Origin of the sequence: Burkholderia sp. BCC1988, assembly GCF_905339895.1 — a bacterium.
GTDB lineage: Bacteria > Pseudomonadota > Gammaproteobacteria > Burkholderiales > Burkholderiaceae > Burkholderia.
This window is the reverse complement of the sequence record NZ_CAJPHA010000015.1, coordinates 140,142-157,243: the sequence shown is the minus strand read 5'-3', so window position 1 is coordinate 157,243 and position 17,102 is coordinate 140,142. Positions and strand designations below refer to the sequence as shown.

At 61.4% G+C, this 17,102-nt stretch carries 20 protein-coding genes, 1 tRNA gene and 2 pseudogenes; 15 read left to right on the top strand and 8 right to left on the bottom strand.

Features of this window, described 5'->3' with window-relative positions; all coding sequences use genetic code 11:
- Window positions 1-41: 41 nt before the first annotated feature.
- Window positions 42-236 (top strand): hypothetical protein, encoded by a 195-nt coding sequence (locus U4012_RS22110; protein WP_321801490.1) that lies wholly within the window; start codon window positions 42-44, stop codon window positions 234-236.
- A 282-nt stretch (window positions 237-518) separates the two neighbouring features.
- Here the strand turns inward: U4012_RS22110 and U4012_RS22105 are convergent, their stop codons facing one another.
- The 5 genes and pseudogenes from U4012_RS22105 to U4012_RS22085 form a co-directional block, all read right to left on the bottom strand.
- The gene (locus U4012_RS22105) at window positions 519-683 is read right to left on the bottom strand and encodes a hypothetical protein (protein WP_321801583.1); all 165 of its coding nucleotides are present in this window, start codon (window positions 681-683) and stop codon (window positions 519-521) included.
- 196 nt (window positions 684-879) lie between these two features.
- Window positions 880-1,065, bottom strand: a pseudogene (locus U4012_RS22100) (hypothetical protein); the annotation flags it as partial.
- An 18-nt stretch (window positions 1,066-1,083) separates the two neighbouring features.
- The gene (locus U4012_RS22095) at window positions 1,084-1,746 is read right to left on the bottom strand and encodes an ABC transporter ATP-binding protein (protein ID WP_185735462.1); all 663 of its coding nucleotides are present in this window, start codon (window positions 1,744-1,746) and stop codon (window positions 1,084-1,086) included.
- A 12-nt stretch (window positions 1,747-1,758) separates the two neighbouring features.
- Entirely contained in the window at window positions 1,759-2,916 is a 1,158-nt protein-coding gene (locus tag U4012_RS22090; RefSeq protein ID WP_321801487.1) for a hypothetical protein, read from the bottom strand.
- 68 nt (window positions 2,917-2,984) lie between these two features.
- Window positions 2,985-3,197, bottom strand: a complete 213-nt coding sequence (locus tag U4012_RS22085) for an MbtH family protein (protein WP_044844873.1) — start codon at window positions 3,195-3,197, stop codon at window positions 2,985-2,987.
- A 472-nt stretch (window positions 3,198-3,669) separates the two neighbouring features.
- Here U4012_RS22085 and U4012_RS22080 point away from each other — a divergent pair.
- Window positions 3,670-3,866 (top strand): annotated as a pseudogene (locus U4012_RS22080) (site-specific integrase); the annotation flags it as partial.
- A 107-nt stretch (window positions 3,867-3,973) separates the two neighbouring features.
- Here U4012_RS22080 and U4012_RS22075 read toward each other — a convergent pair.
- Entirely contained in the window at window positions 3,974-4,498 is a 525-nt protein-coding gene (locus U4012_RS22075) for a hypothetical protein (RefSeq protein WP_235879376.1), read from the bottom strand.
- Between the two features lie 422 nt (window positions 4,499-4,920).
- On the opposite strand from U4012_RS22075, the gene U4012_RS22070 reads away from it, so the two are divergent.
- From U4012_RS22070 to U4012_RS22020, 11 genes are all read left to right on the top strand, one after another.
- Window positions 4,921-5,358: a hypothetical protein gene (locus U4012_RS22070; protein ID WP_124667601.1), complete on the top strand. Its 438-nt coding sequence runs from the start codon at window positions 4,921-4,923 to the stop codon at window positions 5,356-5,358.
- Window positions 5,359-5,588: 230 nt separating this feature from the next.
- Window positions 5,589-6,950, top strand: a complete 1,362-nt coding sequence (locus U4012_RS22065) for an integrase family protein (RefSeq protein WP_321801483.1) — start codon at window positions 5,589-5,591, stop codon at window positions 6,948-6,950.
- A gap of 88 nt (window positions 6,951-7,038) precedes the next feature.
- A complete protein-coding gene (locus U4012_RS22060; protein ID WP_321801481.1) occupies window positions 7,039-7,902 on the top strand; it encodes a hypothetical protein in 864 nt (287 codons plus the stop codon).
- 92 nt (window positions 7,903-7,994) lie between these two features.
- The gene (locus U4012_RS22055) at window positions 7,995-8,201 is read left to right on the top strand and encodes a DNA-binding protein (protein ID WP_321801479.1); all 207 of its coding nucleotides are present in this window, start codon (window positions 7,995-7,997) and stop codon (window positions 8,199-8,201) included.
- A 1-nt stretch (window position 8,202) separates the two neighbouring features.
- Window positions 8,203-8,532, top strand: coding sequence for a hypothetical protein (locus tag U4012_RS22050; protein WP_321801477.1), 330 nt, complete (start codon window positions 8,203-8,205; stop codon window positions 8,530-8,532).
- Window positions 8,529-9,341: a toprim domain-containing protein gene (locus U4012_RS22045; RefSeq protein WP_321801475.1), complete on the top strand. Its 813-nt coding sequence runs from the start codon at window positions 8,529-8,531 to the stop codon at window positions 9,339-9,341. The genes U4012_RS22050 and U4012_RS22045 overlap by 4 nt, the downstream gene beginning before the upstream one ends.
- The gene (locus U4012_RS22040; protein WP_321801473.1) at window positions 9,328-10,440 is read left to right on the top strand and encodes a helicase RepA family protein; all 1,113 of its coding nucleotides are present in this window, start codon (window positions 9,328-9,330) and stop codon (window positions 10,438-10,440) included. The genes U4012_RS22045 and U4012_RS22040 overlap by 14 nt, the downstream gene beginning before the upstream one ends.
- Window positions 10,441-10,583: 143 nt before the next feature.
- Entirely contained in the window at window positions 10,584-11,015 is a 432-nt protein-coding gene (locus U4012_RS22035; RefSeq protein WP_321801471.1) for a single-stranded DNA-binding protein, read from the top strand.
- A 58-nt stretch (window positions 11,016-11,073) separates the two neighbouring features.
- Complete coding sequence (locus U4012_RS22030) at window positions 11,074-11,769, top strand: hypothetical protein (protein ID WP_321801469.1); 696 nt, start codon at window positions 11,074-11,076, stop codon at window positions 11,767-11,769.
- 279 nt (window positions 11,770-12,048) lie between these two features.
- The gene (locus U4012_RS22025; RefSeq protein WP_321801467.1) at window positions 12,049-12,924 is read left to right on the top strand and encodes a hypothetical protein; all 876 of its coding nucleotides are present in this window, start codon (window positions 12,049-12,051) and stop codon (window positions 12,922-12,924) included.
- A 240-nt stretch (window positions 12,925-13,164) separates the two neighbouring features.
- Entirely contained in the window at window positions 13,165-13,629 is a 465-nt protein-coding gene (locus U4012_RS22020) for a phage terminase small subunit P27 family (RefSeq protein WP_027787855.1), read from the top strand.
- Between the two features lie 84 nt (window positions 13,630-13,713).
- On the opposite strand, the gene U4012_RS22015 is transcribed toward U4012_RS22020, so the two are convergent.
- Window positions 13,714-13,790, bottom strand: a tRNA-Arg gene (locus U4012_RS22015).
- A gap of 191 nt (window positions 13,791-13,981) precedes the next feature.
- Window positions 13,982-14,812 carry an undecaprenyl-diphosphate phosphatase gene (locus U4012_RS22010; protein WP_044844877.1) on the bottom strand — a complete coding sequence of 277 codons (831 nt, stop codon included), beginning with the start codon at window positions 14,810-14,812 and terminating at the stop codon, window positions 13,982-13,984.
- 487 nt (window positions 14,813-15,299) lie between these two features.
- Between U4012_RS22010 and U4012_RS22005 the strand changes: the two genes are divergently transcribed.
- Together U4012_RS22005 and U4012_RS22000 are read left to right on the top strand one after the other, a co-directional pair.
- The gene (locus U4012_RS22005; protein WP_321801464.1) at window positions 15,300-16,211 is read left to right on the top strand and encodes an aldose epimerase; all 912 of its coding nucleotides are present in this window, start codon (window positions 15,300-15,302) and stop codon (window positions 16,209-16,211) included.
- Window positions 16,212-16,344: 133 nt separating this feature from the next.
- Window positions 16,345-17,037 carry a peptidoglycan DD-metalloendopeptidase family protein gene (locus tag U4012_RS22000; protein ID WP_044844879.1) on the top strand — a complete coding sequence of 231 codons (693 nt, stop codon included), beginning with the start codon at window positions 16,345-16,347 and terminating at the stop codon, window positions 17,035-17,037.
- Window positions 17,038-17,102: the final 65 nt, after the last annotated feature.

Genomic DNA, 17,102 nt, shown 5'->3' with positions numbered 1-17,102 from the left:
ATCCGGTTCGACGACTTCAATCTGCAGACGAGCAGACACCCGTGCGTGGACCTCACGGCACCATGCACGTCGCGGAACAAAAGAATGAAAACGCGAATGAATACTTGCCCGATAATCAGCAAAAAATCAGATACGCACCGATTACCAGCCGCCCAATCGACCCTCAAGAAATGATTGAGCCGCGTCAGGTTTTGCTCAATGAATTTCTTACAAAAAATGAATTCACGGGCCAATGATCCGACACTTTCCGGCCCCTCTTTGTACGATACCGCACCATCGGGCAAACCCGATGTCAGAGGGCTATTGATTCTATTTTCAGGTGGAATTCGGGGCGTAAATGTCGAGATTGAATTCCCGCAGTTGATGCCGGAAAGCGATTGTCGTGGCGGCCGATCGGCCCGATGGAATCCGTCGAATTGATATGCAAACAGAGTGCATGAACAGGTCGCACGCAACGGCGAGCGCGCGAGCGGATATACGCACCGGGCCTTGCAGACGGCCCGGCGCGCAGCGCCGCGTCACCCCGCTTTCGGCTTCGCGAGCTGGTCCGCGACGGGCAGGCTGCGGATGCGCGTGCCCGTCGCCGCGAAGATCGCGTTGGTCAGCGCCGGTGCGACCGGCGGCAGCCCCGGCTCGCCGACGCCGCCGAGCGGCGTCGCATAGTCGTCCGGTGTCCGCGGCATCGATCATGCAGGGATCGGTGTGGCGTCCGCGGATGCGGAACGTGTATGGCCGTCAGTATCCGTGGCCGACGCCGTGTCGCGGAAGGGCCATTCCGCGAAAACACTTTGGAATCCGGGAGGACATTCGCATTTTCTGCAGAATGTGCAACGCACCGGGAGCGCAGGTGTATCCCGTGACGCGACAGGAGAAACGGCAGATCTTCGCGAACGCCGTGCTCGTGGTCTGCTTCAGCAGGTACTTGCGCTGCGACGACAGCGGCGTCTCGCCGAACCAGCACGGGGCCGCCGATTCGATCCTGCCGATGTAGCCGCGAAAGTCGTCGTCCGAGCAGCCATCCTGGCGTGCGGCCCACGGCGCCAGGAAGCGCAGCGCATCATGCGCGTCGCGCCGGTCCCGTCATCACTGCTCGACATGCATTGCAACGTTCGACGGTCTCGACAGGACGATACCGTGTGCCGTCAGTTCGAGGATGCGCGCGCGGGTCGCGGCGACCAGTTCCGCGTCGTGGGTCGACATCAGCACGACCGACGTCGGCGCCGCGGCCGCAATCATCCGGCACAGCTGCGCATGTGCGGCGGCATCGAGTGCATTGCTCGGTTCGTCGAGCAGTATCAAGGCCGGAGGGCCCATGAACGCACCGACCAGAAATACCTTGCGGCGCGTTCCCTGCGACAGCGCGCCAAGCGGTTCGTCGGCGTATCGCGTCAACCCAAGGCGGTCGGCCGTCACCAGACCCTGCTCGAGATTCGTCCCCCGCGCATCGGCAATCAGCCGCCATACCGACGATGGTGTCACGAAATCGTAGAACTCCTCACTGTCCGGCATGTAGCCAGTACAGGCCTTGGCCTTGTCCGCTGCACGGTCGATCGCGTGACCGCCCACTTCGACGACGCCCTCGTCGGGCCGGACCACGCCTGCCAGCAATTTCAGCAACGTCGATTTGCCGCTGCCGTTCTTGCCCCTCAGTGCATAGACGCCTGCCTGCAGTTCCAATTGGACGTCGCTGAAGATCGTCCGTCCGGCGTATCGCTTGCCCAGCCCCGCTACTCTCAGGATGCTCATGTCGTTTTCCATCTATTTCAACATGCCGTAGCAAGCGATCGCACAACCCGCCGTCAGAAACGTATCGACGATGCGAGACGCCCGCGCGCCCCACCAGCGACACGCCGCCAATGCAACGGCGAGGCCGGCGTAGCATGCAAAGACGATGGCGTAGCGACGGCCTTCGTCGGTTGCAATTGCGAACGGAACGCAAATCGCCAGCACATAGGCACTCGACAGCCCCACGATGCTCATCGCCGCCGCCCGATTGAAGCGGGCAATCGCGCGAGGCAAGCTGCCCAGCCAACTGGTCAGCCGGCCTGATTCGTCGCGCATCCACCCATGCAGGATCGCGATCTGGTACAGCGCGAACGGCAGCACCACGTTCACGATGCCCCAATGTCGCGACAGATAGTCGGGCATCGAGACGATCCATCCGCAGATCATCGCCAGCACGGCCAGCATCAAGCCGCCCAGCCGCAGTGAATGACCGTAGACGTTCACCATCACCGCACGAACGAGTTCGAACGGATTCCCACCGCGGAGCAACGTCGCTCCGTGCTGTTCGCGCTCGACGAACGCGTCAAGCCGCGCGCGCCACAGTGCGACAACGCCGCACGCCAGGGCAAGTGCCGCGCAGGCGGTGCCTGCGACGCCGAAGCGAAGGACGATCCATAACAATGCGTTGGCCGCGAACACCGCCGTCAACGCCGCGCGCGACCGCGCAAGCAGCGCGAGCGGCGCGCCCGTCCAGGCGAGCGCAAGCGTCGCGACGACCAGCGCAAAGGTTGCGCCGGTCACCGTGTCGCGCGCGCCCAGCACGTGTCGCGCAATCGCGGCAGCGAGCATGATCCAGAACGGCCACAGAGCAGCGCCCGTCACGATGAGATCGGCCGCACGATGCGCGCGGATCCCGCCTGGCAAACTCGCGCTCCAGCGGCGCGCGGCGCCACCGAACACCGTATCGCCCTGCACGGCCACGGACGCGGCAGCCAGCATCGACAAGGTCGCCAGCACCGATGCCACGCCGAGTCCGGTTGCGTGTTCGGCCAGCAACACTTTCATCGGCATGCCGAGCAGGTCGAGTTGCGCATTCAACGGCAGCCCGAACACGAAGATGCCGACGATGATCGCCAGCGTCTTCGCATGACGCGCGACAGCCTGTGCGACCATACGCGAATAGGCCTTCATGCGCCAACCTATCAGCGTCCTCGATGCCCGCACGTTCGCGGCCGGCAAGCCGGCCTGCCTCGCGGCGTTCACGCGGCTCCCTCGCCTGCCATCGCCTGACGCACGCTCAGCGGACGCATGTCGGTCCAGGCGCTTCGAATGTGGTCGAGACATGGTTCCCGGGTGCCGCCGAATTCGGCCTTTTTCCAGCCGGACGGAATCTCCGTAGAAGTCGGCCAGATCGAATACTGCCCCTCCTGATTCGTCACGGCCTCATGGCGCTGGCTTTCGATTTCCTTCATGCTGCGTTTCTCTTTGTTCTCTCGGAAAACTGTTCTCGTTTTTGAACAAAGATTATTTCACGCCTGAATGGCAACTGTACGGCCCGGGTGTGCATCGGGCTCGCTTTCTCCGCTCTTTTCGAGATCGGACAACCCTAACCTCAGGTTCAGGCATTTCCATAATGCGCGCGCACATTTGCCACGCGATGTCATATGGCGCTCGATAATGGCCCGCATTTTCTTTATCTTGAAAAATTGCATGCCTACGGACATGCAGCACCACCATGCTGCCCGTTATTCTCGCCTTCAGGCGAAAGTAAGAACTCGATGAGTCAACGCCGCCGACGGATGCCGCAATGCTCGACAAAGTTGCAGCGATGGTCACTAACGCCAAGGACCAAGTAGCGGCTCTTTCCATGCAACTTTGGTGGAATGACATCATCCTCGGCGGACTTGTACTTCGGCACCGGTGAGAAACTGCCTCGTCAAGCGGCTAACCGCTAACGCGTTCGGGCGGGCTTTCCGTCGGCCCACGCAGCGGGCACGCGCCCGGTACGAAGCGACAAGCCGTTTTTTGAACACGGACTGAACATCATGGAAGTTGCCAGTATCACCGGGCACAAGACGCTTGCCATGCTGCGGCGGTATATGCACCTGCGAGCCGACGACTTCGCTCTGAGGCTAGACTGACAGACTCCGAGCAAGGGGCGGGACGGGGATACGTTTCCCGTCACCGCCCGAAGCCTCAATTGGCGCAACCGCGATCTATCAATCAAGAGGGATCGCAAGTCGAATGGCTATTTGCTCGCCGTCGTTGACGAATCGAGGATTCCGGTATTGATGACCTTGTCCACGAAATTCTCCATCGCATTCGCGATTGCCTTCTGTCCGGCGTCCGCCAACGCGTCTGCACCTACGCCGCAAGACCCATCTTGACTCGAATGTCCCTGTCCGCGAAACGTCGTCGCAATCAGTTCCTTACCCGCCTTATCAGATACGCGGGCGCGAATTGCTATGTCTACGTTCGCATCTGCTGTCGGGACGAAGAAGCCGGGGGTAAAACGGACGCGCGGATCGAACTCAGCGAGGTCGAACTTGAAAACCAGTCCGTCACCCAATGTGGGAATTGCACCGCCGTTCCTGACCGCGTGAGGAAAGGCCGCTTCAACCGTCTTCGACAAGGAATTTTCGAGGGTCTCTCCGATATACATGGGGTATCGGTGAGCGCCGCACTGGAACCCCGGCTTCACCTCCTTCCCGGCAGTCGCTAGGTTGTCACTGAACACCACATACGCCTTGTCCTGCTTGACCTTGGTGCTCATTACTTCAGCAGCCCCTGATTGGGACGACACTTGCACGTTATAAGCGCAACCCGAACACAGACTAACCACTGCAAGAGCGGTTAGTGATTTGATCCATCGCATAGCATTCCCCGTAACTCATTCATTTTGTAAGCCATCCCGCTAAAGGAGATAGCTCGAATAGGTTAACGGCAGCAGTAGCTTCAATCTATAGGTGTCGCCGAACATCGGCCCCCTGCAGCGCGCCTCACAATTTCAAATCAACACAATAACGACATCTCGGGGAAGCATGAGGACAATGACATTGGCGTGTGTAGCCATTGGACTATTGACTGAGTGCGGGAAATCCGACCAGCGGACCACGGGAACACCAGTGTCCAATACGAATGCGCCGACAGTCGTCGCGCTTTCGTTCACCATCGAAGGTGCATCGTTGATGCGATATGTTTCAGAACAACCTCAAGTTCGCCAAGGTACAGGTCGGCGTGAATGGCGGAGCGGCGGTGCAATGGTCCGCAACCTCGATTGCGATAGCCGAGAAGGTCGCGACGTTCGGCGCGGATTCGGTCGAAGTGTCGGTGCGTCGCAATGAGGTGCTCCAATCGCACGGCGGCAGATTCCGGGAAGTCGCACACGCGTACTACAGCCAGAATCCCAACCATTCAGAGGTCAGCCTACCAAGCATCCACGCCTCGATCTTGTCGTGCGACCGGCTCGGCATTTCAGCTTACGACGCCGTCAAAAATGCTTGTCAGAGTGAGCCGCCGGTCTCACATGGATTGGTTGCGATCGTGGTTGACTACAAACACCTACATGCTGCCCACACGAGCGCGCCGACAGAGGATGAGAAATTTGAAAATAAATATCAGCTAACGCACTGATTCCATTGGCCCGCCCTACACGACTCGAACGTGTGACCTACGGCTTAGAAGGCCGAAAAAGTGGACATTTATTGACGTTGACGAACGTTGCCAAAAATCCCTCAAACCTAATCCGGATAAGGATTTCATCAAAAAATCACCTCGCCTGCCCGTTGACACGAGTTGACCAAAATTGCCAGAATCGGGTTCCGGATGGGTTCCGGAATCTGCCCTAAGTGAGGGAGGCGACAATGGCAAAGGTCAATTTCACGGCGGGCAAGATAGCGGCACACACCTGCCCCGATGGCAAATCCGAAGCCTTCCTGTGGGACAGCGGCGCGCCCGGTCTTGGCCTCCGCGCAAACGCAGGCGGCACAAAACGGTACGTGCTCCAAGCGAAGTTGCGCGGCTCGCTTGTGCGCATCTCGATTGGAGACCCATCCGCGTGGAGCATCGAGAAAGCACGCGTTGAAGCACGCCGCCTGAAGACGCTTCTCGACAGTGGCGTAGATCCGCGTGAACAGGCGGCAGAACAGGCCGCCGCCTACAAAGCGCGAAAAGCCGAAGCCAAGCGACAAGATGTAACCATGCGCGAAGCGTGGGCGGCTTATCTTGACGCAAACCGGTCGCGATGGAGCGACCGCCATCTATTCGACCATGAGAATCTGGCCCACGCTGGCGGCGAGCCGCGAAAGCGCGGAAAAGGCGTGACGGTTGCCGGGCCGCTCGCCGCGCTCATGGAGTTGAAGCTGTCGCACCTGACCGCTGAGGCCATCGCGTCATGGCTCGAAACCGAGGCGCAGACGCGCCCGACGAACGCGGAGCAAAGCTACCGCAAGCTGCGTGCCTTCATCCGTTGGTGCGGCGACAAGCCGGAATATTCCGGGCTGATTGCATCGAACGCATACGCCGCTCGCGCCGTGCGCGCCGCCGTGCCGCGCACCAAGGCGAAAGATGACTGCCTGCAACGGGAGCAGCTATCAGCTTGGTTCGACGCCGTCCGCACGCTAGGCAACCCGGTCATCGCGACATATCTGCAAGCGCTGCTCATTACGGGTTCACGCCGAGAGGAAATGGCCGCGCTCAAATGGGTCGACGTGGATTTCCAGTGGCGCAGCCTGTCCATCGCCGACAAGGTCGAAGGTTCGCGCGTCATCCCTCTCACGCCGTACCTCGCGAGCATCCTACGGGAACTCAAACGCTTGAACGACACGCCGCCGAACGTCCGTCAAATGCGTGACCTGACCGCCAAAGGCGAATCATGGTCGCCCTCCCCGTGGGTTTTCGCGAGCAAAAAATCGGCGGACGGAAAAATCGCCGAGCCGCGCATCGCGCATAACCAAGCACTCGCGGTAGCCGGCCTTCCTCATCTGAGCCTGCACGGCCTTCGGCGTTCATTCGGGACGCTGGCCGAGTGGGTCGAGGTTCCGGTCGGTGTCATCGCCCAAATTCAAGGTCACAAGCCGTCCGCCATCGCGGAAAAGCACTACCGTCGCCGCCCGCTCGACCTGCTCCGCAAGTGGCACGACAAAATCGAAGCGTGGTTGTTAGAACAGGCCGCCGTCGAATTCGACGCGAGCGCCGCGCAACCGGGCTTGCATGCCCTGAAGTAAGAGCCATTAGAATCAGGCTTGACGGCGGGAACGATGTTGACGCACCGGACCCGCCTAACCACGAACGGCCTTCAGGGAGGCGCGCAGCATGGCTACGTTCGATTTTACAAGCGACACGCGTACGCTCGATAAGGTATTGCGCTGGAATACGCTCGACGATGCCGCGTCGTTGCTTTCGGCTCTGACGGGCGAAGCATGGACGCCGCGCCGCATCCTGAGCGACGTACTAGACGGGTATCGCGTTCCGCAAGGCAAGACCCAGCCGCCGACCTGCCTGCGATGCGCGCCGCCGCGCAGTACCAAGTTCGCCCGGTACAAATGGGATACCGAGAACGGGACGCCGAGTAATCCGTTCGTGTATGTGTGTGCCGCGCCGTATCAAACCGTGGCCCTCTATCCGGCTCAGGTGGACGAGCTGCTGAAAACGGGCGAAGCCGCTATTTCGATAGCGGAACGCCCCGAAGACGATTACGGACGGCCGGGCGAATATGTGTTCATCGAACCGCCAGAGGAAGCGCTAACAGTCGCTTTGCCATCGATCGGCATGAGCGCGGCCGGCCTGCAAGAGTTCGCCGCGCGCGTCATGGCTGAGTGCCCCAAAGTGACGAGCGCTACGCCGCCGCCCGACTCCCGCGTCAAAGTGGAGGATGCAGCACCCGCCGCCGTCGAAAATCGGTCCGTGACAAAGCACTCCATCAAAGCGCGCCGCAACGTGCTGGACTGGTTGATCGACCGGGCGGTAGCGAGCGTCGGAAGCGAAGATACTCAGGCCGTGTTTCTGGTGCTCAAAGAGGCTGCGTTGGCTGCCGAGACGCCGTTCACCGGCGAAGTAAAGGGCGGGAAACTGTTCTACACGACCCTTGATGATGAACTCGACTACCTGAACTCGGAAAGGTTGCGTCACCGGCTCAAGCCCCGTAAGCGGGCGGCAACGGGCGGAAACGGGCAATAGCGGGCGGTTGCGGGCGCATCTATCGGTCAACTCGGAAACCTGCAAAAAAATCTGTATCGCCTTAACTCAAGCCGAACGGCAAGGTGATACAGATGACGATGCAGCAATTTTCTGCGACTCAAGCCCGCCGCCCGATGACTACCGAGGAGTTGGCGGAACTCCTCTCGCTTCGCCCGCAGTCCATCCGCAAGCGCTATTGCCAAACGGGTGCGTACTTCACGCTCCGCCCCGTCAAGCTGCCGAACGGTCGCCTCATGTGGCCCGCCGATGCCCTCGAAAAGCTGGCGGAGGGCATCTAAGATGAGCAAAAAAAATCGCCCGACCAATAACAATCAGTCGAGCGCGAACCAACGCCGCAAGTTTACCGGAACGAAAAATCACCGTCACCTGCGCGCGCTGACCGTGCTGCAACGCCGCCCGATGTCGCGTGAAGAACTCGACCATTTCGCCGGCTGCTCGAACTCCCCCGCTCTCATCGCAAGCCTGCGCGCGAAGGGCCTCGTGCTGCCGTGCGAGCGCGTCCAGTACATCGACCGCGACGGCCGCGAAGTGCGGCGAGGCGTGTATCGCCTCACGACCACCGACCGCCGCAAGGTCGCTCGCTGGCTCAAAGCGCGGGAGGTCGCATGAGCGCGATTGCATGGAGCCACTACGCGACCGGCAACTACCGCGTGAGTTGCCCCGTTTGCGGACGCGGCGAACGCGATAAGACGCTCGGGTTGACCATCGCCGCAAGCGGCGCGGGCGTCGCGCACTGTTTCCGATGCGACATCACGGAAACGTACCGCCCCGAACGCCGCGTGTGCGGCTCTGCGCATAGCATGGCGCGCATTCCGGCCGTTACGCCGTTCGCGAAGCATTGCGTCCTGTCTAACTACGGGTTCGACCTTTGGAACGCGTGTCGCGCCATTTCCGGCGACGCGCTGGCCTATCTCGACGCTCGGCACTGCCGCATCCCGCCCGCCGATGGCGATTTGCGCTGGCATCCCTCGCTGAAGCATCCGACCGGCTATGTCGGCCCGGCGCTTGTCGGACTCGTGACGCACGCGGTAACGCGCGAATTCATGACCTTGCACAAAACTTGGATTCGGACCGATGGCCGCAAGGCTGACGTTGACCCGCCGCGTCTGCTGCTCGGCGGGCATCGCAAGGCGGGCGGCGTCATTCGCTTGTGGCCCGACGAGGCCGTAACGAGCGGGCTCGGCGTCGCGGAAGGCATTGAATCGGCGCTTTCGCTCGCATGGGGTTATGCGCCGGTTTGGGCGCTCATCGACGCCGGCAATCTCACGGCGTTCCCGCACCTGTCCGGCGTCGAAAGCCTCGTTATCGGCGCGGACAATGACCCGGCCGGAGTAACAGCCGGGCATGCGTGTGCAGAGCGGTGGGCGCTCGCTGATCGAGAGGTTACGCTTGTGGAGGTCGGTCATGACGGGGCGTGATTTGAACGATGTGGCGGCCAAAGGCGGCGCGGATGCTGTACGCGTTGCTGTTGCGAACGGCAGGCACGTCCCGAAGCAATCCGAGCGTGAGGCGATTTCGGTGGGCGATGAATTGCCCCTCAACGTTGCCTTTGCGGATGAATTGCCGGTCGATTACGAACCGCCCGACGAATTGATCGAAGGTGTGCTCACGGCAGACGGCGGGAGTGTGTTATACGGCGATACCAACTGCGGCAAGACGTTCTTTTGCATCGACGTGGCTGCGGCCGTTGCGCGCGGCGTGCCTTGGATGGGACGCCAAACGGAACAGGGCCTCGTCGTGTTCCTGGCGGTCGAATCTCCCGCATCGGTTTGCGCCCGGCTTCAGGCGTACCAAAAATATTACGGCCTGCGCGTCCCTAACTTCGCCATCATCCAAAGCCCGGTGAACCTGTTCGAAAGCGACTTCGATGCATCGGCAATCATCGCGACCGTGAAACGCTTGGAGGCTGAACGAGGAATGAAAGTTCGCCTGATTGTGGGCGACACCCTCGCTCGCCTGAGTGCCGGTGCGAACGAGAACGCAGGGCAAGATATGGGCCTCGTCATCAAGCGCTTCGACCGCATCCGTACGGAGTGCGAAGCCCATTTCATGCTGATTCACCACAGCGGCAAAAACGCCGCCGCCGGCGCGCGCGGATGGTCCGGTGTGCGCGCGGCCGTCGATACCGAAATTGAGGTAACGGACGGTGCAGGCGGCCGTTGTGCCGAAATTACAAAACAGCGCGACTTGCCGACCAAGGGTGAGCGTATCGGCTTTCGACTCGACGTTGTAGGGCTCGGCACGACGAAATGGGGGAAGCTCGCGACGAGTTGCGTCGTGGTTCCGGCCAATGCACCCGAGAAGCCCAAAAGCGAGAAGCGTTACGGGGCTGTTGAGGGGGCAGTCTTGGAATTCCTCGCTTCGCATAAGGTTGGGATCAAAAAAAGCAACGTGGTTAAACACCTCGCTGGCCGATACAAAAGCGGTCCGGTTTATCGCGCGATGCAAACCTTGGTTGAGGTGAATGCCATTCACGAGGCAGCCGGGATTGTCTGCATCGCGAATGCGGCCAAGTAAGGGCAGTACGCGAAGGTACGTTTAGGTACGCGTACCTGTCGGGTACCTAACCCGATAGGTACGTTTAGGTACACCCCCCTTAAGGGGGGTACCACGCGTACCTAGCTGTGCCGAGCGCGGTTGATAAAAACAGGAGGCGCAAAATGATTGATGGTTTGGTTAGCGGGAAGCTGCACGGCAAGCCGGCAGAGCGCATGGGCGCGAGCGGTCGCTCGTTCGTGACGGCGAAGGTACGCGCTGCCGTTAGCGACAGCGAAGCGCTGTTCGTGAACGTGATTGCGTTCTCGGACGGCGCGAAGGCGGGTCTGTTGGCGCTCGATGACGGCGATTCGGTCGCGCTGGCCGGCACGCTGACGCCGAAGGTTTGGACCGACCGAAACGGCGACGCTAAACCGGCGCTCGACATGGTCGCGCACGCGGTGCTGACCGCTTACCACGTGAAGCGCAAGCGGGTCGCTATGCGAGGTTCGAACGACGGCAACGAACGCGGGAGCGGACGGCCGGCTATGGATGGGTCCGGACAAGCAACGGCCTTCTACGGCGGCGACACGTCGGATATGCAGGACGATTTTTAGGCGCGGGGGAACCCGCATTGTGAAGGTGTTTTACTTCAGTAAATAGGAGTACAAAATCATGATGAAACGCTCCCTTTCCGAGCGCATGGAAATCCTCGACGCGCTCGTCGCCGATACCGGCCTCGCCGACGAACTCACGGCGAAGCAACGGGCGAAGCTCGATGCGCGTCGCGCCGAACTGGCGCGCGAACTGAAGGCGGTGCCGAATCCCGAACGCGAGCTTTCCGCCTCGGCGAAGGAAGCGACGCGGACGGAATCCGATTTCATCAAGGCCGAAATGGCTTACCGCGATGCCGAACGCGCGATGGTGGACGCGCGTACCCGGCACGTTGTTATGTCGCAGATGCACGAGGGGAAGCGGCAGCGCATCTTGACTGAACTCGAACGCACCGCGCCGCCGGAAGTCGGCGAGGCGCTCGACGAATTGTCGAGCGCCGATGATTTGTTGCGCGCCGCAGTTCGGACCGACGTATTCACGGAGAAAAACTGGCTGGGCGCTCGCGTCGGCAACGTTACGACGAACATGCCCCAAATCAAGGCGGCTCGCGCGAAAATCGCCGAGGCACAACGCGACGTTCGCGCGCTTGTTCATGACGGGTCAATTCCACGCGACGAACTGGTATCGCGTGCGCGGATGCTCGTAGATGCGGCGCTGGAACCGCTGTTCAGCTTCGTGCCGCGTCAGAAGTGGGAAACTCGCCGTTCGCGGCCGCACGGCGACCTGTTGAGCGAAGTCGCGGGTTATCAAAGCTAAGCGTGCGTTCGGCGGCGTGCATCGGCGGTGCGTGCCGTTGCTGCACGCCGCCTGCCGTTCTTCTATGGTCGAACCGGATAGTTGTGGCAGGATATATCACCTCAAAATGCGGCACCCCACTATGAAGAAAACGAAGCCAATTTCATATGAGCATGTATTGGAATTTAAGCGTTGCACTAGAGATGGCGACGAGCATGGTGGAATCATTGACCCACTAATCGAAAATTTTTGGCACAAGGCACCCGAAGCGCTGCGCCAGCGCGAATATGAGCATAACGGATGTACCATCAGGGTTGGCAGCGCTTGGCGAACCGAATTCGCAGCTTTAATGAGGCTTGGCGTCCTGCATCGACAGGAGGCCTTCCGCCGAATAATAGCGTGCACCAAAGGGTTTCCCGCCCATTAAAAATACCAGCGAAAGTCACGGTTTCTGGTGAAAACGATACCTCGTCATATCAATGGTACCCATCTTTTTTCGCCGAAACATTTGTCCATGAGGTATTTCTTGTTGCCAACCTAGCGGTACCGGGGTCGGCCAATTTCTATAGCCTGTCGATTTCAAGACATGAAGATCGATCGCCAATCGAAGTAAGACTTTCTCAATACGCATTCGAATGTGCATGGGTAGATTCATTAGACGGAAATTGGCCGAATGTGCAGGCTTTGCCAAGAGAGGATGTATGCGAGTGGTTCAAGGCGCTGGACATCGGCTATAAACAACGAGCCGGCACGGGAATCGAAAAGGCGTTGTATGTGCTATTGCACATGGCCAACGGCGAGACGCGGATCGACTCAGTTGCATGGATATTCCATGGACTTGAAGCTTTGGTCTCGACAAGAGTCGGCGAGAGTGTGTCCGGAATGGTTCGACGTCTAGGGGTGGTGCTCGACTTGGACACGCGAACGCAGAAAATACTGAATCAACGGCTGCGAAAACTTTACGATTTGCGTAGTTCGTTTGTGCATGGAGGGTATGCAGTTCCACACCCAATTAATAGTGAAGTAATCGATCGTAGTTTGGACGATCACATGCGCGACTTTTACGAGCTTATTCAGTTCGGCGCCGCCTTGCTCATAACGACAATTCAGGCTTTGATTAAGAAGAGGATCATCAAATTGGGGTTTGATGAATTGATCGTGACGACGACGATTTAGTGAGCCGCGTAGCCGGATCGCGTGCTTGGATCATGCGACGCTCTGGGGTGCATTACGCGACAACAGCGTGTCGCGATTCAACTCGATTGTAGGCAATCAGAGCGGCCGGTATGACGGGTCTGCGAGGCATCCGATCATACCCCAGGGGGCATTCAATCCCGGCCGCCGCCGTGCCGGTGATCGTTGCGCAACGCGAATTTTTGCAACGCCAGCGCCAAAACCATTTTTCGGGAGCGAATCATGCCGCAGAAATCGAACGCCGCGAAGGCACTTTCGGGTACGTTGCGTGCCGACCGGCTTAAGGGCATCGCGGCCGATCAATTGACCGTCGCGCCGCCACCGCCTGACGGCATGTCATCGCGTGCGGCTGCGGAATGGGTCCGCGTCGCGCCGCTCGTCGTGAGCTTAGGTCTATTGAGCGCGTCCGACCTACGCGCGCTCGAACTGCTTGCCGAAACTTTGGCAACGGAGGCGCAGTTGCGCGAGACGCTGGACCGTGAAGGGTTGACGATTGCGACCGGGACGGGCGGAAGCAAGGCACATCCGGCGCTGCGCGCGTTGAGCGATGCGCGCGCCCAAGCGGCCCGGCTACTGGATGCGTTCGGCCTGAGTCCGCGCGGACGGCAAGCTATCGACGCGCCGCCGCCATTGCCCGCTGAAAATCCCTATGCCGCGTTCGTGAAGTCGGTTCGACCGCAACGTTGAGCGAACTAGGTTCCGGATTGGTTCCGGCCATCCGCAGAAGCAAAAAGCCCGGCCATAAAAATCGGGCTAGCGCATTGATTTCACTGGCCCGCCCTACACGATTCGAACGTGTGACCTACGGCTTAGAAGGCCGTTGCTCTATCCAACTGAGCTAAGGGCGGTCGAGGGGAAAAGACACGGCGACAAGACAAAACCCGGACCGCATTCCACGCGAAAGGCTTCGAGCGCCACCACCACACCCCAAAACTCGAAACCCCGAAACGAAACGGGCCCGGCATGAAGCCGAGCCCGAAATTATACCCGATCATCGCGTCACATCACGCGCGACGCGCGACCGGCGGCACCGCAACCCTCAAACCGGCTGCGGATGCAGCATGAACCAGCCGAGACAGAACACCCCGGCAATCACGCAATACACGCCGAACGAAGCCAGCCGCCCGCGCCCTTCGAAATAGCGCATCAGGAACCGTACGCTCAGATAAGCCGCGATCGCCGTCAGCACGCCGCCGAGCAGCGCATCGGCGAGCTGGTCGCGCGCATGGAACAGCTTCGGCAGTTCGAGCACGCCTGCGGCAAAAATGATCGGCGTGCCGAGCAGGAACGAAAACTCCGCCGCCTTCTCCGCCGTCAGCCCGGCCACGTTGCCGGCGATCATCGTCAGCCCGCTGCGCGAGAAACCCGGGATCAGCGCGCCGATCTGCGCCAGGCCCACGAAGAACGCCTGCTTGAACGTCATCTTCTCCGGCGGTTGATGCGCACGGCTGCGCTGGATCCGGTCGCCGATCCACAGCAGCACGCCGTTGACGATCAGCGCGATCGCGACGATCCGCAGGTCGTGGAACACGCGCTCGATGCGCTTCTCGAGCAGCAGGCCGACGATCCCGGTCGGGATCGTGCCGATGATCAGCGCCCACATCAGGTGCCCGTCGTCGTTCTTGCGGCCGCCGAGCTGCGCGAAGAAGCCGCTGATCAGCGCGATCCAGCGTGCACGGAAATACCACAGCAGCGCGAGCGCGGTGCCGAGGTGCAGCGCGACGAGGAACGGCAGCAACTGCGGCGCATGCTTGTCGATGTGCATGCCGAACAGCGCGGGCACGAGCAGCGTGTGGCCGAGACTGCTGACGGGGAAGAGTTCGGTAACGCCCTGCAGGACGCTCAGGAATACCAGAAACCAGAGACTCACGCGTCGGTCCTTTTGGTGGTGATCAGTCGGGAAGAGGAGCGGACGACGCATCGCGCGTCCGAAAAAAACGCGCCCCGATTATGCCCAGCCAAGATTACTGCGCCAAGGCATTTGGCAGCTTATTGCGGCAATGCACACAAACGCTTGCAATTTGTAAGCGCGCAGAAAGCAAAAAGCCCGCCATTTGCATGGCGGGCCTTGCGATTCCGGCAGGAATTGCCGTCAGCGGCCGAGCTGATAGAAAAACAATACCGTGCTGCCGGTGAACATGCCGAACAGTGCGATTCCCATTGCCATTGCCAGATCCATGGCCCCCTCCACGAAGTGTCATGACCCGGCAACATCACCGGTTTAGAGGCATTATCCAGACCGTCGGCAGGTTGAAAAACTCGCAATTTCCCCGAGAAGGGTTTTCCCCGACCGCCTCGCAACCCGATAATGGAGCGCGCCATCGCGCACCCCGCCCACCCGTTCATACCGATTCGCCATGCCGATCTTCCAGCAGCACGACATTCATGAACTCCACGCCGGCCCGTCGCTCGTTCGGGTCGCCCCGCAATTCGGCGGCCGCCTGCTGTCGTGGCACGTCGACGGCGAGCCGGTCATCTTCTGGCCGGAAACGGCCGACTGGAGCAACCTCGCGCGCGTGCGCGGCGGCAATCCGCTGCTGTTTCCGTTCCTCGGCCGCCATCGCGTCGACGGCGAACTGGGCCGCTGGCGCGATGCCGCCGGCGTGGTCCGCGACCTGCCGATGCACGGCTTCGCGCGCGACCTGCCGTTCGCGGCACACCCGTCGGCCGACGGCGCCGCGCTGTCGATGACGCTCGACGCGAACGACGCGCTGCGCGACAGCTATCCGTTCGATTTCCGGTTCGAGACGACCTACCGGCTCGCCGATGCGCACACGCTCGACGTCGCGCTCACCACGACCAACCGCGGCGACACGCCGCTGCCCTACTACGCGGGCCATCATTTCTATTTCGCGCTGCCGCACGGCGAGCGCGCGGCAACCACGCTCGAGCTGCCGCCGACGCGCCGCTGCATGCAGCGCGCCGACGGCTCGATCAGCCCGCTCGAGCCCGGCGCAGCGTCGTACAGCCTCGGCGATCCGGACATCCTCGACCGCTTCCACTGTCTCGACGGCGCGCCGTCCACGCCGGTACGCATCGTGATGCCGGGCCGCCGCCGCACGATCGAGATCGCGCTCGACGTACCGGGCTCGATCCCGTGGTACGCGGTCACGACCTGGACGGAAAAACCGGAATCGGACTTCTACTGCGTCGAGCCTTGGCTCGGCCTGCCGGACGCGATCCACAACGGCCTCGGGCTGCGCATGCTCGCGCCGGGCGCGACGGAAACGGCCACGCTGCGGATTCGCGTGCTGCCGCTCGCCGGCTGACATCGGCCGCGCCGAACCGGTGCGTGCCAGCCGCGCCCGCGGCCCGAAACTGCGGTGCGCGGGTCGAACCCGTTAAAATCGGACGTTTTGTATCGCCTGCCGCGTCGCGCGCGGCAGGGTTTTGCGAGGTTCAATGATCGGAACAACAACGAAGCGGCTCGTCGCGGCCGCCTGCGCCGCGCTGCTCGTCGCGTGCGGCTCCGCTCCCGTCGGCCCGGGTTACTACCGCGTCGAGCGCGGCGACACGCTCTACAAGATCGCACGCGAGAATCGCACGTCGACGGCCAACATCGTGCGCTGGAACCAGATCACGAACCCCGACGCGATCGAGGTCGGCCAGGTGCTGCGGGTCGCGCCGCCGCCCGGCACGACGACCGCGTCGACCACCGGCACCGGCAGCGCGGGCCGCAGCCGCCCCGCGCCTTCCGCGCCGGTCGAATCGGCGGTCAAGCCGGCCAGCAGCATCGCGCTGATCTGGCCGGCCGCCGGCAACGTGGTGCGCAGCTTCGACGGCTCGAAATCCAAGGGCATCGATATCGCGAACGCTGCGGGCACGCCGGTGCTGGCCGCCGCGCCGGGCACCGTCGTCTATGCGGGCAACGGATTGCGCGGCTACGGCAACCTGATCATCCTCAAGCACAACGCCGATTACCTGACGGCCTACGCGCACAACCGTGCGCTGCTCGTGAAGGAAGGCCAGCCGGTCACGCAGGGGCAGACGATCGCGGAGATGGGCAACAGCGACAGCGATCGCACCGCGCTGCACTTCGAGCTGCGCTACGGTGGCCGCTCGATCGATCCGGCACGCTACCTGCCGGCGCGCTGAGCGCGCCAGCGTCGACGGCAGGCGACGGACGACACGCGATGCCGGCACGCATCGCATGTCGTCGC

Coding starts and splice junctions, on each gene's coding strand:
- U4012_RS22035 (WP_321801471.1), top strand. CDS start 10,584: ATGATTGATGGTTTGGTTAGCGGGAAGCTGCACGGCAAGCCGGCAGAG.
- U4012_RS22025 (WP_321801467.1), top strand. CDS start 12,049: ATGTACCATCAGGGTTGGCAGCGCTTGGCGAACCGAATTCGCAGCTTT.
- U4012_RS22065 (WP_321801483.1), top strand. CDS start 5,589: ATGGCAAAGGTCAATTTCACGGCGGGCAAGATAGCGGCACACACCTGC.
- U4012_RS22050 (WP_321801477.1), top strand. CDS start 8,203: ATGAGCAAAAAAAATCGCCCGACCAATAACAATCAGTCGAGCGCGAAC.
- U4012_RS22005 (WP_321801464.1), top strand. CDS start 15,300: ATGCCGATCTTCCAGCAGCACGACATTCATGAACTCCACGCCGGCCCG.
- U4012_RS22075 (WP_235879376.1), bottom strand. CDS start 4,498: ATGAGCACCAAGGTCAAGCAGGACAAGGCGTATGTGGTGTTCAGTGAC.
- U4012_RS22040 (WP_321801473.1), top strand. CDS start 9,328: ATGACGGGGCGTGATTTGAACGATGTGGCGGCCAAAGGCGGCGCGGAT.
- U4012_RS22090 (WP_321801487.1), bottom strand. CDS start 2,916: ATGAAGGCCTATTCGCGTATGGTCGCACAGGCTGTCGCGCGTCATGCG.
- U4012_RS22105 (WP_321801583.1), bottom strand. CDS start 683: ATGCCGCGGACACCGGACGACTATGCGACGCCGCTCGGCGGCGTCGGC.
- U4012_RS22055 (WP_321801479.1), top strand. CDS start 7,995: ATGACGATGCAGCAATTTTCTGCGACTCAAGCCCGCCGCCCGATGACT.
- U4012_RS22000 (WP_044844879.1), top strand. CDS start 16,345: ATGATCGGAACAACAACGAAGCGGCTCGTCGCGGCCGCCTGCGCCGCG.
- U4012_RS22070 (WP_124667601.1), top strand. CDS start 4,921: ATGTTTCAGAACAACCTCAAGTTCGCCAAGGTACAGGTCGGCGTGAAT.
- U4012_RS22085 (WP_044844873.1), bottom strand. CDS start 3,197: ATGAAGGAAATCGAAAGCCAGCGCCATGAGGCCGTGACGAATCAGGAG.
- U4012_RS22020 (WP_027787855.1), top strand. CDS start 13,165: ATGCCGCAGAAATCGAACGCCGCGAAGGCACTTTCGGGTACGTTGCGT.
- U4012_RS22095 (WP_185735462.1), bottom strand. CDS start 1,746: ATGAGCATCCTGAGAGTAGCGGGGCTGGGCAAGCGATACGCCGGACGG.
- U4012_RS22060 (WP_321801481.1), top strand. CDS start 7,039: ATGGCTACGTTCGATTTTACAAGCGACACGCGTACGCTCGATAAGGTA.
- U4012_RS22045 (WP_321801475.1), top strand. CDS start 8,529: ATGAGCGCGATTGCATGGAGCCACTACGCGACCGGCAACTACCGCGTG.
- U4012_RS22030 (WP_321801469.1), top strand. CDS start 11,074: ATGATGAAACGCTCCCTTTCCGAGCGCATGGAAATCCTCGACGCGCTC.